The organism is Weizmannia sp. WK01, assembly GCF_025905465.1.
Classification (GTDB): Bacteria; Bacillota; Bacilli; order Bacillales; family Bacillaceae_C; genus Weizmannia; species Weizmannia faecalis.
In genome coordinates, this window is sequence record NZ_CP109616.1 from 1801799 (window position 1) to 1817788 (window position 15990).

Here is a 15990-nt window from a genome sequence, read left to right on the forward strand (position 1 = left end):
TGTTACAATATTCATACAGCTCTCGTTGTGGGTCTGGCTGTCTTCGTCCACTCCTGGGCGATTTGAAAGAAATTACGAGAAAGTGGGAGTATGTATGGGAAGTCAATCATTTACATCAGCGCCGTTAGAGGCAGAAAATCCTTTTTTTCGCCGTGCGCTGTTTACGTTCAGCGGTGCGCATTTTTTAAATGACCTGGTGACAACCGGCATGGTCCCTGCCCTTGTTGTCATGTACAAGCATGCGCTCCATTTGAATTATACGCAATCCACTTTAATTGTGCTGGTTTCTTATTTTACTTCATCGGTCACACAGCCGGTTTTTGGCATACTGACGGACCGGAAACCACGGGTCTGGCTTTTTTCGTTTGGTGTCTTTTTATCGATTGCCGGCCTGAGCCTAACCGCAATTGCGCCATCACTCACATGGCTTTTGCTTTTTATTGCGCTTTCCGGATTCGGGTCAGGCGTCTTTCATCCGGAAGCATCACGCGGCACCCATTTTGCGTCCGGGTATAAAAAAGGATTGGCACAGGCAATATTCCAGGTTGGTGGAAATGCCGGACAGGCTTTCGGGCCGCTTATGATTCCGCTCTTTTTGGTACATACCGGCATACACGGCCTGATCTGGTTGCTTCCGGTTGCTCTTTTATCCCTTATTTTAACCGCCCCTTTACTTGGCTGGATGAACAGCAAAGTGCAAAATATCCAGCGCCGGAGAAAAGAAATCGCCGGAAAAAACCATATTCCCGGCGTCATCCTGCTTGTTCTGGTCATTATTTTGCGTTCCTGGTGCCAGGTCGGGGTTGTCATTTTTCTTCCGTTTTACATGAAACATGCAAGCTTGGAAATGAGCGAACTATTGAACTTTGTCTTTGTCGGGGCCGGGGCACTGGGCACACTTTTTGGCGGCATGATTTCGGACCGGGCCGGCATGAAACGGCTGCTTGTCGTGTCCATGTTCCTTGCCACGCCTTTTGCACTGCTGCTTCCGCATTTAAGCGGCTGGCTGGCTGTACTCGATTTGCTCTGTTTCGGTTTCAGCGTCCTTTCAAGCTTTTCTGTCGGCGTGATCTATATGCAAAAGCTGTTGCCTAAAAATATCGCGCTTGCATCCGGCCTGTCAATTGGTTTCGGGGTCGGCGCCGGCGGGATCGGTTCAGTTTTCATGGGCGGCGTTTCCGATATGTTCGGGGTTGCCAGTGTATTTACCATTTTATCTTTCTTGCCCATGATCGGTGCTGTTATATCCTGCTTCTTGCCAAACGAAAAAAGGCTCGCAAATTAAAAAGTGGTATACACATTTTCGCATGTTTCAGCTGTCGGTTCGTAAAAACAATGCAATTTATACCGGGCAACGAACGGCTGGTCGTACCATGTGGGCGGGCAGTCCCCCTGCGGCCTGAAATACCATAAACTGTATTTGGCGGGCCAATGCCTTTCGCCGTTAATCGCACGTCTGGCCAACCGCCGTTCGCTTTCCCGTGCCCGCTGGTAAAAATATCCGTGAATCACTGCTTCAAAAGCATGCGGCTGATAAACCATTTGCGGAATGGTCCGGAGTCCGATAAAATCCGAACAATTCGCCCTGATCCGGTTTACGCCGACATTGCCGACAAGCAGCATGCCAAGCTGCCCCTCTCCTTCTGCTTCCGCCCTTAAAAGCCGTGCCAGTAAATCGATGTCTGCACTTGATGCCTTTACGACTGCCATTTTAAGCCTCCCTGAATTTGCAAATTGCGCACAAGTTTCGCTTTTTATCTTATGCCGCAAAACACAAAAAGAGAACCCCGCCTGTGTCCGGAATAAATCAAGCACCCGGGCGGAAAACACCGGATGCTTGATGTTTGTTAAATCGGAAGAGTACCGGGCTTTAAGTTTGGGCGCACGGCACAAAAGGGCAATCGGCAGAAACGGATCCTGCAAATTAAAAATTGGTTTCTAAAAATACCGGACAGTGGTCACTGCCCATGATCTCCGGATACATGCCGGCATCTTTTAAACGGCCGGCCAGTCTTTTGGATACGAGAAAATAGTCAATCCGCCAGCCGATATTCCTTTCCCTCACTTTGTTCATATAAGACCACCATGTATAAGCGCCTTCCCGCTCAGGATAAAAATACCGGAACGAATCAATAAATCCGCTGTTCAGCAGCCCGGTCATTTTACCGCGTTCTTCCGCTGTAAACCCAGAATTGCCAACGTTATTTTTTGCATTTTTTAAATCTATTTCCTGATGGGCAACGTTCATATCGCCGCATACAATGACTGGCTTCTTTTTGTCAAGCTCCGTTAAATAGGCCCGCATCCGGTCTTCCCATTCGAGGCGGTAACCGAGGCGGGCTAGATCGCGCTGGGAATTCGGCGTATAAACATTAACCAAATAAAAATCTTCATATTCGAGTGTCAAAATCCGGCCTTCCGGTTCTGTCCGATCTTCGCCGACGCCGTAGCGCACGGAAAGCGGCTCTTTTTTTGTAAAAACGGCCGTGCCTGAATACCCTTTCCGCTCGGCATAATTCCAATATTGATAATAGCCGTCCAAATCAAGGGCGATCTGCCCTGCCTGCAGTTTCGTTTCCTGCACGCAAAAAATGTCGGCGTCCGTTTCTGCAAAAAATGCAAGAAACCCTTTTTTTACACAGGCGCGGAGCCCGTTCACATTCCAAGAAACAAATTTCATCCCCGGTTTCTCCTCCATTGCATTTAAAAGTTCAGCTGTTTTAATGCTTGATAAACCGCAGCGACGTCCGCTTTTCCGGTTCCGTCTGCTTTCGCCCGGCTGTATGTTTTTTCGGCTGCATCCGCCAGTGGCAGCGACATACCGGCTTTTTTGATTTCCTCTTTTGCAAGGCCAAGATCCTTTGCCATTAATTCGAGCATAAATGCAGCCGGAAAATCTTCTTGTAAAAATGCCTTCTTTTTCATTTGGAAAATAGGTGTATTGCATGCAGAAGCCGAAATCATTTCAATCAGATCCTTCTTTTCAAGCCCTAGTTTTTCCCCGAAGAGAATGGCTTCGGACGCTCCCTCGATCGTCAGGCCGAGCAGCAAATTAATCGATAATTTCGCGGCACTGCCTTTTCCGTTTTCGCCAAAATGAATGATGGTTTTTCCTAATACTTCAAACATGGGGCGCACAGCATCAATCTCTTCTTTCCGGCCGCCGGCAAGAATGACGAGATTCCCTTCTTTTGCAGGCTGTACTGAACCCGATACCGGTGCATCAATAAAATGCCCGCGCTTTTCTTCCACCCATTTGGCAAAACGGATGGAATCGGAAGGGCTGACGGTACTCATATCCACGACTGTTTTCCCTTTCGTAAGGCCGGCAAGCACCCCGTCCTCTCCTTGTAAAACGTTTTCTACTGCCGCGGCATTGGTCAGCATCGTGACAATGACGTCTGCATTTTCGGCGATGTCTTTCGGCGTTTTGCAAACGGCTGCGCCGGCTTCAGCTAGTTTTTCCGTTTTCTTAATTGTGCGATTATACACAAACAAATCGAAATGCGCATCTAAAAGGCGGCGGGCCATCGGAGATCCCATATGCCCTAGACCGATCCAACCTATCTTCATGACAAAAGCCTCCATATTTAGACAAATTCACCTGAAAAGCCATAAGCTTTAAAGGGATATTCTGTTCTTATTCTAATGTTAAAGAAAAAATGCGGCAAGAAATACGCAATTTTTGTAGAAATATTTGGTGTTTGTATTGAAGAAAAAAGCGGTATTATACAAGTACAATCGATGTTCGCCAATCCTTGTGTGGGGGGGTGGGAAAAGTGAAAATCAAAGTCGGAAGCTGGAATATGTTAACGCTTCAAGATAAGTTATCGATTTTAAAGGCCATCAGCCGGAGAAACAAACATGGGCATCAGTAAAAGGCGCCAGTACGAAGCAGGCGCCTTTTTCCATTTTGTTTAAGAGCTCCCCGTTCTTTACGGGCATAACTCTTCATACAGCCGGATATATGCATTTGCAGAATGTACCCAGCTGAAATCAAGCCCCATCACCCGTTCAGATAACGACTGCCATGTTTTCGGCTGGTAGCGGAAAAACCAAACGGCCCTTTCAATCGTGTACAGCATATCGTGCGCGTTATAGTTTGTGAACGAAAACCCGTTGCCTTCGCCCGTGAATTCATTGTACGGCTTTACGGTATCTTTCAGCCCGCCGGTTTCACGCACAAGCGGCAATGTGCCGTACCGCATGGCGATCAGTTGCCCGATGCCGCACGGTTCAAATTTGGATGGCATTAAAAACAAGTCACTGCCCGCATAAATTTTATGGGAAAGGGCTTCATCAAAATAAATATGTACGGATACCTGACCTGGATACTGGCTTTCAAGATGCCGGAATGCTTCCTCGTACTGATGCTCGCCTGTGCCAAGAAGTACAAACTGGACATTTAAACTTAACATCTCATGGATCACATGCAGCACCAGATCGATGCCTTTTTGTTCTACCAGCCTTGTCACCATTGATATAACGGGAATGCCGGAATCCACTTGCAAATGGAAGGCTTCCTGCAAGGCTTTTTTATTCTTTAATTTTCCCGGGTAGTCCTCATATGTAAAGAACAGTGCATCGTCTGTTTTGGGATTGTAAGCATCCGTATCAATCCCGTTGATAATGCCTTCCAAGCGGTTGCTTTTCATCCGCAAAAAGCCGTCAAGATTTTCCCCGTAATACGGCGTCTGGATTTCCCGGGCGTATGTCGGGCTGACGGTTGTAATGGCGTCTGCATAAGCAATCCCTGCCTTTAAGTAGCTGACATTCCCGTAAAATTCAAGACCATCCACATGGAAATATAATTCGCTTAAATCGAGCAGATCTGACAGGACACTTTTTGGAAATACCCCCTGGTAGCGCAAATTATGAATCGTAAACATCGTTTTGATGCCCTGGTAGAAAGGATGGCTGGAAAAATGCGCTTTTAACAGTACGGGAATCGGCCCGGTTTGCCAGTCATGGCAATGAATGACATCCGGTTTTTCATTCAAATAAGGAAGGGCTTCAAGCACTGCACGCGAAAAAAAGGCGAACCGTTCGCCATCATCGAAATAGCCGTAACTCCCATGCCGTTTAAAATAATACTCGTTGTCCAAAAAATAATAACGGATCCCCCCTTCTTCCAATGTTTCAATCCCGCAATACTGCTTCCGCCATCCAACCGGCACGGTCAGGCTGGTCATAAAGGAGAGGCGCGCTTTCACTTCAGGCTGTAAATCTTCATATTTCGGCAGGATGACTACCGGATGGATCCCCGCTTTTTTCAAAGCTTTGGGCAATGCCTGGATCACATCGCCCAACCCCCCTGTTTTAATAAATGGTGCGCATTCTGAAGCAGCAAATAATACGTTCATCTTGTCTCCTCCATCAAATGATCTCTTTTTTGGATAATACTGTCGGATGCGACGGGGTCCCGACAACCACCTTATGCTGGGTAACGGCTACCTGCTTGTCTGCGATGACATTTTCCAATACCGCATCTTCTTCCACTTCTGATTTTTGCATGATGATACTGTTTTTCACGACTGTTCCTTTTTTGATTTTTACGCCGCGGAAAATAATACTGTTTTCCACCGTCCCTTCAATTAAACAGCCGTTCGCAATAAATGAATTTTTTACGTCCGCTGTTTGTCCGTATTTTGTCGGCGGCTCATGTTTGATCTTGGTCAGAATTTCCCAGTCGCTGTAAAAGAAAGCGCGGATCGTATCCGGGTCGAGCATGGCCATGTTTGCCGCGTGGTAACTGTCCATGGAGTGGATAAAGATCATATTGCCGCGGTGGTGATACCCCTTAATTTTAAATTTATGGACATTCGCTTTGATCGCATCCCGCAAAAAGTCATATTCTCCGTTTTCATAACAGGTTTGGATGAGATCCATCAGCAACGGTTTTGACAGCACATAGGTTTCCAGGCAGACAAGATCACCCTTTTGCGGAGCGGTAAACAGTTCGATGTCCCGTACGTTGTCCTCTTTATCTACCACTACTTGATGATAGTTCGGTTTTTGGATCGGCTCCCCGTCATATTTTCTGTATACAACGGTGATATCCGCCTGGCTTTTCTCATGGGATGCGACCAGCTCACAAATATCGAGTTTGCTGACGTTGCTTCCCGGCGAGATGATGACAAGGTCTGCCGAGGCCCGTTCAAAGAATTCGCGATGATCATAAAAGCCCTGGATATCCCCCTTCAATTTTGCATCATCGGCAACCGGCGGCAGGATAAACAGCCCGCCGTCGTACCGGTCCAAATCCCATTCCTTTCCGGAACCAATATGGTCTATGATCGATCTGCCGTTGTCTTTCGTAAAAACGGCAACCTGGGTAATTTCAGCATGAATGAGATTGGAAAGTGCAAAATCAATGAAGCGGTATCTGGCGCCGAACGGAACGGAAGCAAGGCAGCGGTGTTTTGTCAGCTCCTTTAAAATCGGCTTTTCATTGATCAAATTGATAACTCCTAGTACGTTCGTCATGTTTCACCCGTCCCTCTTTATAAAACTTCTTTTATTTCCGCTTCTTCGCCGTTTTGCGGACAGCTGTACAACTGAATATCATTTGGTTTTGAAGGCGTGATTTTTTTGCCGTTTTCAATGACGGTGCCGCTTGCAATAATGGCGCGTTCGATGGTCACATTGCTGCCGATCGTGACATTCGGCATGATGACGGAATCCTGGATTGTACTGTTTTTGCCAATATAAACATGATCCGAGATGACAGAATGGAAAACATTCCCGTAAATCCAGCTGCCTTCGTTGATGAGTGCGTTTTTAATATTGGATTGGGGCGCAATATATTGCGGAGGATGGTTCGCATCTCCGGTGAAAATGCGCCAGTCCGGATCATCCAGATCAAATGCCGGTTTTTCTTCCAGCAAGTCCATATGTGCTTCCCAGAAGCTTTGAACCGTGCCGACATCTTTCCAGTAACCTTCAAATTTATAAGCATACATTTTCTTTTTATCTTTCAGCATTTTCGGAATAATATCTTTCCCGAAGTCGTGCGAGGAAGCGCTGTTTTTCTCGTCCTGTATTAAATATTCGCGCAAAAGCTTCCAATTAAATAAATACACGCCCATAGACGCGAGATTACTCTTTGGGAATTTCGGTTTTTCTTCAAATTCAACAATTCTTCCTTCTGCGTTTGTTACCATAATGCCGAAGCGCCCTGATTCCTGCCACGGGACTTCAATTACGGCAATACTCGCCTGCGCCCCTGCTTCCATATGCGATTTTAACAGTTTCCGATAATCCATTTTATAAATATGATCGCCTGAAAGAATGACAACATATTCCGGGTTGTAGTGGTCAATATACTGGATATTTTGGTAAACCGCATTGGCTGTCCCCTTATACCATTCGCCGCCGTCTTTCCCTACATACGGCGGCAGCACGGCTGTTCCGCCGAAATTTTTGTCAAGGTCCCATGCTTTCCCGTTTCCGACATACGAGTTTAAAAGATGGGGTTCATATTGCGTCAGCACACCGACCGTATCAATGCCCGAGTGCATGCAGTTGCTTAGTGAAAAATCAATAATTCTGTACTTGCCGCCAAAAGGCACTGCCGGTTTTGCCAGCTGGGACGTCAAATCCCCGAGCCTTGTTCCCTGTCCGCCTGCTAAGAGCATTGCCATCCATTTCTTTTCTGCCATTATTTTTTGCCACCCCTTTGCCGTTTTTTTGATTGCTTTTTAAAGATCAATGCACTGAGTGGGGGAATGCTGATTTCCATACTGTATGGCTGGTTATGAAAAGGCTCCTTATCCACTTGGATTGCTTCTTTGTTCAACAAACCACTGCCGCCGAACCGTTCATCATCCGTATTGAAAATTTCGATATATTTCCCAAATGAAGGCACGCCGATTCGGAATTTGTCATATTTGATTTTTGAAAAATTACAGAGGACGATGCAATAATCCCCTTTCCGCTTCCCTCTTCTCATAAAAATTATGATGCTCTGCCTGCGATTATTCGGATCAATCCATTCAAAACCTTCAGGGTCATGGTCCAAGCGCCACAAGCTTCTTGTGTTTTGATAAAATGCGTTCAAGGCTTTTGTAAACTGAAAGAAGGTACGGTGCGTTTCAAAATCCAGCAGCATCCAATCCAGCTGCGTCAGGTCTTTCCATTCGTCAAACTGTCCGAATTCGCTTCCCATGAATAATAATTTTTTACCCGGATGTGTCATAAAATAAGCATAAAGAAGGCGTAAATTTGCAAATTTTTGCGGGAAATCCCCGGGCATTTTATTGAGCAGCGATTTCTTCCCGTAAACCAGTTCATCATGCGAAAAAGGCAGTACATAGTTTTCCGAAAAAGCATAGTACATGGAAAAGGTGAGGAGATCATGGGCATCAGGCCTTTTTTCCTCCGGTGTCTGCATATAGGTGAGCACATCATGCACCCAGCCCATATTCCATTTATAATTAAAACCGAGCCCGCCCGCGTAAACCGGCGCTGTTACGAGCGGCCACGATGTTGCTTCTTCTGCAATCATTAAGGCATGCGGAAACATTTTAAAAACGGCTTCATTTAATTTTTTGATAAACTCGACAGCTTCCAAATTGACATCACCGCCATATTGGTTTGTCAATTTCTTTTCGTCTCCCCTGTCATGGTTTAAATAAATAAGAGAAGAAACTGCATCCACCCGGAAGCCATCAATATGATAAACGTCTATCCAAAAAATGGCGTTGGAAATAAGAAAACTGAAAATTTCAGGTTTCTGAAAGTCAAAATTGTATGTACCCCAAATCGGCCGTTCTGCCATGTCAGGGTCTGCAGGCTCGAACAGCGGTGTTCCGTCAAAGCGCCCGAGTCCGTGGGCGTCTTTGCAGAAATGGACGGGAACCCAGTCTAAAATCACCCCGAGGCCGTTCTGATGGCATTTGTCGATAAAATACATGAAATCTTCCGGCTTCCCGTACCGGCTTGTCGGTGCATAGAAACCGGTAATCTGATAGCCCCATGACCGGTCAAACGGATGCTCCATCATCGGCATGAGCTCGATATGCGTATAGCCATGCCCGGCAATGTATGGGACCAGTTCGTCTGCCATTTCACGGTAGGTGTAAAAATCGCCATTGGCTTTTTTCTTCCATGAACCGAAATGCATTTCATAAATCAGCATCGGCTCGTGGTACGGATCGGATTTTGCTTTGTGGCTCATCCATTTTCTATCCTGCCACTGATATGTGCCGGGATCATAAATGACAGATGCCGTTTTCGGACGCACTTCCGAATAGAACGCATATGGATCCGCTTTAAAAAAAGTGTTGCTGGAAGGCCCTGTAATTTCATATTTATACAGCTCACCCGGCGCGAGATCCGGAATAAACAACACCCAGATGCTCGAATCTTTTAGTCGTTTCATTTGGTGTTTGCTGCCGTCCCAGCCGTTAAAATCGCCGGCTACGGCAACGGCTTGCGCATTCGGCGCCCAAACTGCAAACCGCACGCCCTTTTTTCCTTCATACTCCATGACATGTGCCCCGAACAAAGTATAGCTTTCGTAAAGGGTGCCTTCGTGGAATAAATAAAGCTCGAAATCAGTGGGCAGGACTTGTTGCGAATACTTAACTGAGTTTTCCAATGTCACACCTCCGCTATTTCAGCATACTTTTACTATTCGTTATGAATTTTACGAATCCTGCAAAAAAAGCCGTCTAATTTTGTCGAAATGGAAACAATATGATTTTATTTGCAAATTCGTCATTCCGTTTTTCAATAGACGCCCATGCTGCAGTGAACGCTGCATCAGTGGAAAAAGAAAATCAGCCGGCGTATATTTTCAGAATAGAAAAAAGCTGTTTTAAATGCGCCGCATTGGTTTGACATGCAATGAATATGCGGGTCGCGACTTAAAACAGCTTAAAATCGGCTGTTCAATTGTTTAACGGACGTCCATTGTTTTGAAGAACTGGTACGCCAAAGAAACAGACCAGGCAAGCGGTTTATTTCCATTCGGCACGTACTTGCCGCCGATATAAAGTTCCGGGATTTCCCAATTTTCCGTAATGATGCTTTTGGTTTTTTCCACATATTCATTTGCCTTATCATACATACCCAGTTCATAGAAACATAAACCAAGCCATGGAAAACCAAAGCACCATTCGGCTTCGGCGCCTTCATTATAGTATTGGTCGTTGACATAGCGGATCACGCCGTATTTCCGTTCAAGCGTTGTGGTGACATCTTCCAGTATTTGAAGCGCCATATCTCGGCTGACAATCCGGTAAGGGTAAATGAGAGACAGTAAAGCAAGGTCGGTCGGTTTGCCTGCGCTCTCCCGCGGCAGCAGTTTATAAAGTGTTTCTTCCCCTTTTTCAATCAGCCCATCCTCCACATGCACGAGCATCCTGACTGCTTTTAAGCCGGCAACGCATGCCCCGACACTTGAAGCATGCACTTCCATATTCTCTTCCCACATCCCGTTATCTTCGGCCTGCCAATATTCCAGACACTCGAGATAGTCAACCAGTTTTTGGATAATCTCCAAATCTTTCTGGCTGCGGATGATTTTTTGGCCGTGGTGGACGCCTTCCCCTACGCCCCAAAGGAAAGCACCGATAGCATCGTTTTGGGCATGGCCCCATTCTTGCGGGAGTTCCTCGAGGTCAGTGGAATAGCGGGCGTGGATATATTCGTATAAATACCGTGGCCTTTTCTTTGTATGAATGTCAATTTTCCACTCATAGCGGATAAACAGATCAAGCAATGCCTGGTATGCTTTTTCATAATACGGGGACGGCGTGGCTAAAAAAGGCAGAACGGTATATACGACATCTCTGATCCAAACATAATGGTAGTCGGAAGACAAACTGGCGGTATAGGCACCGTTTGGCAGGCGCATCCGGTCAATGACCTCAACAGCTTTTTCGATGTTCATCAATCTTCACCTCCAAAAAGTTGATCCATACCATTAGTGTTGGCAAGAGGCTGATCCTTTTATAACCATTCCAACATAACTCCCCTGTTTTAAAGCGCTTTCAAGAAGATCTTTGCTTTTTGCAGATGCATTCAAGCCGGGAAAAGCCGTGATTTGACAAACGGCGTTGCTGCCATTGCCAGCCATTTCTTTTCCTGGACGGTTGTTTTTTATATATTATGTCTGCATTTGTTGGATGATTATATAGAAAGCCTAATCAAGCCCGATTTTTTTGCCCGTTTCTGCCCGCTTGAATTCCGGCATCCCGGAGTTTTTTCCGTTCCTTTCCCTTAAATGCTTGTTTTGGTTTTTGTTTTTATTGTGTTATCAGCACACAGTGTAATTTGATTATTTAGGCGCGGCATGGTTTCCAATTTGGCATAATTGCGGCTTTGATCATTTTCTGTTATTAGTACAATGTGCCATACGTACATCTTAACCTTGATATGGATGGGGAAAATGTGACAATGTATGAGTTTTTAGCACATTGTGTCTTTTGATTTTTTTGCTCTGCCTTTCAGCCGGATTTTGCCCAAAACACACAGGATGTGTAATTTTGCCCTTTCTGCACAAGCTAGAATTGATATTCGGTATGAATATCAGCGGTATCCAAATCCTTCCAAGAGGTGATCGTATGAGCTACAAAGACCAGTTGGATCCGCATTCCGAGTTGTTCCATTACAACTGGACGCGGCGGAAACATACAAATTCCCAGGTCAATGGCGAGACGGAAGTTACACAAAACACCATCATCTTGAGGAGCAATGCAAAAGCGCATCGCTGGTGAGGATACTAAAAAGGCCGGGATGATTCCCGGCCTTTTTTGGTTGTGGTAATAAACGGAAATCCGCCAAAACGCTTGTTTTTCGTTTAAAATCATGCTATATTGGTATAGCGATGAGCTGAATTGCATAAGCCGGCAAGGCAACCTTTTTGGAATGCACAATGTGGAGTGCAAGCCTTAGCCGCCGCAAGAAAGATTGGAAAAAAGCGCCCCGGACCGGGCGCTTTTTTCATGTTTATATGGCCGCCACATAGGTTTCTTCTCGCCATGCTTCATGCATGGACTGAACAATAAAATCAACCGGGCGGGCTCCCGAAATCGCATATTTCCGGTTGATGACCATAAAGGGGGCAAAATCCGCGCTCAATAGATCTGCTTCTGCCTGGTCTTTTTTGATATGCTCCAAGTAAACATCCGTTACAATGGCTTTTTCAGCCGCTCTTTTATTCAGTCCGGCCATTTGGGCAGCATGTAATAAATCTCCTGTACCTGGTGAAGGCTGCCGGGCATACGTTTCAAACAGTGCCTTCGCAATGAACGTCTGTTTCCCGTGTTGTTTTGCAAAGTGCAGCAATTTATGGCTCTCTTCAATATGTACTTCTTTTTCGGGGTTTTTCACGAAACTGCGAAATTCCAGTTGAATGCTTTCCCTGTGGCCAAATTGTTCCAGTGCCTCGCCAAGTCTTACAAAGGCAAGATAAGAATCTGCCGATGAAAAATCCGACCATAATTCTATTTTCATAACTTTATAGCTCCTTAAGCCTTTCAAAATCCTTGAATTTTTTTACCAGTGATGATTAAATCGTGCATGCGTCCGTCAAGCACAGCCACTTCTTTCAAATGCCCCCAAGTTTCAAACCCGAAGGATGCAAACAACTTTAAACTGGCCTTGTTTTCGCTGAAAATAAAGCCGAGCAGTGTTTCCACCCCTAGCTTCGGGCAGGCTTCCAACATTTTCCCGAGCAGGTGCTTCCCGGCTCCTTTTCCTCTCCATTTTTCGCTGACATAAATACTGACCTCAGCAGTAGGCTGGTAAGCGGGCCTTCCGTAAAAATCGCTTAAACTGATCCAGGCAGCAATCTCCCCGTCTGCTTCCAACACCCAAAGCGGCCGGCTGTCCGGGTGATGGGCTTTAAACCATGGCAACTTTTCTTCTACGGTGACCGGGACTGTGTCAGCCGTTATAATCCCGTTTCCGATGCAGGCATTATAAATGTCCAGAATCTCCTGCAGATCTTCTTCTGTGGCATTTCTGATTAGGCCATGCTGTATCATCGCTCATTTTCCCTCAATTGTAAAAGTCCCCTCCGTTTCCGGAACGGAAGCTTTGTATTATAAACAACATTTTATAATAATTTCACGTAATTGAACAGTTTTTTTATGTCCTGCACACCAGACCATGCTGAAAACACCCGGTATGAAGGCACCCGGCTGCCGGATTCCGGCGGCATTTCCGGTTTCCGAAAGGGCAGGACAGCCGCCACGGGCATCATTCAAGCTTTGTCCGCACCCAAAATATCCATAAAGTTTTTCAAAATGCCGGCGGTTAATCCCCAAATAACATAATCCCCGTAGTAATAAAAATACTCGTCCATTTGCTGGCTGTTCCATTTATATGATTTACCACCCTGAATTAAATGGAAAGGAAAATCCTGGTCAGGCTCTACCTTAAATTCAATCCGGTAACATTCCGGCGCTGTTTTGGCAAAATGCGAAAGCGGGACTGTAAAGACTTCTTCCACCTCGCCCGGATTCGGATGAAAAGGCATATCCGGCAAAAAACCCGCAAACGGAAAGATCGCGCGCCTTCCATATGATGAAACGACATAGTCAAGCGGGAATACGTTGCGGATGACAGACGCATCCATGCACAGTTCCTCGGTTGTTTCCCGAATCGCGGCTTCCATTGGGTTTTTGTCCGTCGTTTCAATTCTGCCGCCCGGAAAACAAATTTCCCCCGGCTGTTTTCTTAACTGCCGGGACCGGACTTCAAATAAAACATGAAGGCCATCGCCTTTTTGAACGAGCGGCAACAGGACCGCAAACTGGGACAAACGGTCCATCCCAAAAACGGACGGTTCCCGCCTTTTTAATTTTTCGATAATGAATGCCTCGTTCAATCGATTCCCCCCTTTTAAACCTCGTTTCCATGTTGTGAAAACAGTTTTCCCTATACCTAATATATACCACAGTTTTCAAGAAAAGGATGCATTTTTCTCCCCTCCTTTTTTCTCCCGGAGCAGAAGCCATAACAGCACAGGAATCGGGCATAATGAACAAAAAGCATGTTTTCCATAAAAAATACAGGGGAAAATGCATGCAAAAGGTTTACTTTTTCGCAAACATTGAATACAATAGTACTAGATAAAGTTTTCCCTAAGGAAACTTTTTTGTTTCAGGGTTAAAATTAAAGAAAGGGGAAACATCTATGAGTGAAAAAACGATGAGCCAAAAAATGCCAGGCCGCACGTCCCATAATACAACGAGCGCACAAGCTGTACTACGGGGGGATGTGAAAGGGTTAAAACGGATTTTGCCTTTCCTAGGCCCGGCCTTCATTGCAGGCGTTGCTTATATCGATCCCGGTAATTTTGCCACCAATATTACGGCAGGATCGAAATACGGCTATATGCTGCTTTGGGTCATTGCCTTTTCAAACTTAATGGCCGTTTTAATCCAGTCCCTTTCCGCAAAGCTCGGCATTGCAACCGGGAAAAATTTGCCGGAAGTGGCACATGACCATTTTCCAAAACCGGTGTCGATCTTTTTATGGATTCAAAGTGAGTTAGTCATTATTGCAACAGATTTGGCAGAATTTATCGGCGCAGCTTTAGGCCTGTATTTAATTTTCGGCCTTCCGCTTTTGCCGGCCGCATTGATTACAGCAGTCGGATCGTTTGCTATCCTCGAATTGCAGCGCCGCGGCTACCGATCGTTTGAGGCAGTGATTGCCGCCCTTGTGATGATTGTCGTGCTCGCTTTTGCTTTGCAAACATTTCTGGCAAAACCGGAATGGGTAAAAGTATTCGGTGGGATTGTCACGCCAAAATTCGATGGCATCCAAAGCATTGTCCTGGCTGCCGGCATTCTCGGCGCCACCGTCATGCCCCATGCCATCTATTTGCACTCTTCATTGACGCAAAACAGAATCGTCGGAAAAAACGAGCTGGAAAAAAGAAAAATTTTCAAATTTGAATTGATCGACATCATCATCGCAATGGTGATCGCCGGGGCCATCAATATGAGCATGCTTGTGATTGCGTCCAGTGTATTTTATAAAAACGGCCTTGTCGTGGAAGATCTGGATGTCGCGTTTCGTGAGTTCTACACCCATATCGGACCGGCAGCGGCGATCTCTTTCGGCCTTGGCCTTTTGATTGCAGGGCTTTCCAGCTCCTCTGTCGGCACATTATCCGGTGATGTCGTCATGCAAGGGTTTATCAACAAACGGATCAATCTTTATTTGCGCCGTGCGATCACAATGATCCCGCCGCTTCTCATTATCATGATGGGCACCAACCCGACAAGCGCGCTTGTAATAAGCCAGGTCATTCTCTCATTCGGGATCATCTTTGCCCTTGTCCCGCTGATTCTGTTCACGAGCAACAGACAGATCATGGGTGAACTGGTGAACCACCGGATAACGAGCATCATCTCGTGGATCGTGGCAGGATTCGTCGTATGCCTGAATCTGTTCCTTTTGATTGATACATTTATATAAAGTGAAACAGCCCTTCCATCAAATGGAAAGGCTGTTTTTTTATTTGCCGCTGCTTTTTCACGGCTTAGGAAAAAAGCAGCGGCATTTACCGTTTGTCCGCCATCGCATCCAGCATCCAAATATCTTTGTCAAACCGGGTCAGAAAACGGGTGAGCAGATTGACGGTGGCATTGTCCTTGTTTTCTTCCGCCAGCGGAATCCCCGTTTCCCGGATTTCCTTTGCCAACTGCGCCAAATCCTCCCTTAATTGCTGCAGCAGTTCGCCCTCTTCATTATCCGCGCTCGCTTCAACAAGCGTCTTCTGGTCAAGGAATTTCGACATGGTCGCAAGCGGCCGTCCCCCGATTGCCAAAATTCTTTCGGCAAGCACATCCATTTGTTTTGAAAATGACCGGTACAAATCTTCAAAATAAGCATGGAGCGTGAAAAAGTTTTTTCCCTGAATATACCAGTGGTAACGGTGCAGTTTGATATAAAGCACTGTAAAATTTGAAAGTTCCTGGTTTAAAAATCGGACCAGTTTTTCTTCATCCAATGCATACTTCCCCC

General features: G+C 45.9%; 15 protein-coding genes. 3 read left to right on the top strand and 12 right to left on the bottom strand.

What is annotated here, in order from left to right; genetic code table 11:
- Positions 1–94: 94 nt before the first annotated feature.
- Positions 95–1285: an MFS transporter gene (locus OF158_RS08355; protein ID WP_014098283.1), complete on the top strand. Its 1191-nt coding sequence runs from the start codon at positions 95–97 to the stop codon at positions 1283–1285.
- On the opposite strand, the gene OF158_RS08360 is transcribed toward OF158_RS08355, so the two are convergent.
- The 8 genes from OF158_RS08360 to OF158_RS08395 all read right to left on the bottom strand — a co-directional run bounded on the left by OF158_RS08360 (position 1282) and on the right by OF158_RS08395 (position 10897).
- Entirely contained in the window at positions 1282–1710 is a 429-nt protein-coding gene (locus OF158_RS08360; RefSeq protein ID WP_014098282.1) for a cell wall hydrolase, read from the bottom strand. The two genes, OF158_RS08355 and OF158_RS08360, sit on opposite strands and share 4 nt — an antisense overlap.
- 214 nt (positions 1711–1924) lie before the next feature.
- Positions 1925–2680, bottom strand: a complete 756-nt coding sequence (locus OF158_RS08365; protein WP_014098281.1) for an exodeoxyribonuclease III — start codon at positions 2678–2680, stop codon at positions 1925–1927.
- Positions 2681–2703: 23 nt separating this feature from the next.
- Positions 2704–3573, bottom strand: a complete 870-nt coding sequence (locus OF158_RS08370) for an NAD(P)-dependent oxidoreductase (RefSeq protein ID WP_014098280.1) — start codon at positions 3571–3573, stop codon at positions 2704–2706.
- Between the two features lie 362 nt (positions 3574–3935).
- Positions 3936–5363 (bottom strand): glycogen synthase GlgA, encoded by a 1428-nt coding sequence (gene glgA, locus OF158_RS08375; RefSeq protein WP_017550405.1) that lies wholly within the window; start codon positions 5361–5363, stop codon positions 3936–3938.
- A gap of 13 nt (positions 5364–5376) precedes the next feature.
- A complete protein-coding gene (gene glgD, locus OF158_RS08380; protein ID WP_035184828.1) occupies positions 5377–6486 on the bottom strand; it encodes a glucose-1-phosphate adenylyltransferase subunit GlgD in 1110 nt (369 codons plus the stop codon).
- Between the two features lie 17 nt (positions 6487–6503).
- Complete coding sequence (locus OF158_RS08385) at positions 6504–7661, bottom strand: glucose-1-phosphate adenylyltransferase (RefSeq protein ID WP_014098277.1); 1158 nt, start codon at positions 7659–7661, stop codon at positions 6504–6506.
- Positions 7661–9601: a 1,4-alpha-glucan branching protein GlgB gene (glgB, locus tag OF158_RS08390; protein ID WP_035184826.1), complete on the bottom strand. Its 1941-nt coding sequence runs from the start codon at positions 9599–9601 to the stop codon at positions 7661–7663. The genes OF158_RS08385 and glgB overlap by 1 nt, the downstream gene beginning before the upstream one ends.
- A gap of 300 nt (positions 9602–9901) precedes the next feature.
- Positions 9902–10897 (bottom strand): glycoside hydrolase family 15 protein, encoded by a 996-nt coding sequence (locus OF158_RS08395; protein WP_035184824.1) that lies wholly within the window; start codon positions 10895–10897, stop codon positions 9902–9904.
- A 673-nt stretch (positions 10898–11570) separates the two neighbouring features.
- Here OF158_RS08395 and OF158_RS08400 point away from each other — a divergent pair.
- Positions 11571–11723, top strand: coding sequence for a YpzG family protein (locus tag OF158_RS08400; protein WP_014098273.1), 153 nt, complete (start codon positions 11571–11573; stop codon positions 11721–11723).
- Between the two features lie 232 nt (positions 11724–11955).
- On the opposite strand, the gene OF158_RS08405 is transcribed toward OF158_RS08400, so the two are convergent.
- The 3 genes from OF158_RS08405 to OF158_RS08415 all read right to left on the bottom strand — a co-directional run bounded on the left by OF158_RS08405 (position 11956) and on the right by OF158_RS08415 (position 13840).
- Positions 11956–12462 carry a DsbA family oxidoreductase gene (locus OF158_RS08405; RefSeq protein ID WP_014098272.1) on the bottom strand — a complete coding sequence of 169 codons (507 nt, stop codon included), beginning with the start codon at positions 12460–12462 and terminating at the stop codon, positions 11956–11958.
- Between the two features lie 23 nt (positions 12463–12485).
- On the bottom strand, positions 12486–12995 hold the full coding sequence (locus tag OF158_RS08410; RefSeq protein ID WP_014098271.1) for a GNAT family N-acetyltransferase: 510 nt from the start codon (positions 12993–12995) through the stop codon (positions 12486–12488).
- Between the two features lie 218 nt (positions 12996–13213).
- Positions 13214–13840 carry an NUDIX hydrolase gene (locus tag OF158_RS08415; protein ID WP_014098269.1) on the bottom strand — a complete coding sequence of 209 codons (627 nt, stop codon included), beginning with the start codon at positions 13838–13840 and terminating at the stop codon, positions 13214–13216.
- Between the two features lie 308 nt (positions 13841–14148).
- Between OF158_RS08415 and OF158_RS08420 the strand changes: the two genes are divergently transcribed.
- Positions 14149–15441, top strand: a complete 1293-nt coding sequence (locus tag OF158_RS08420; protein ID WP_014098268.1) for an Nramp family divalent metal transporter — start codon at positions 14149–14151, stop codon at positions 15439–15441.
- Between the two features lie 85 nt (positions 15442–15526).
- Here the strand turns inward: OF158_RS08420 and OF158_RS08425 are convergent, their stop codons facing one another.
- Entirely contained in the window at positions 15527–15976 is a 450-nt protein-coding gene (locus OF158_RS08425; protein WP_014098267.1) for a Dps family protein, read from the bottom strand.
- Positions 15977–15990 lie beyond the last annotated feature (14 nt).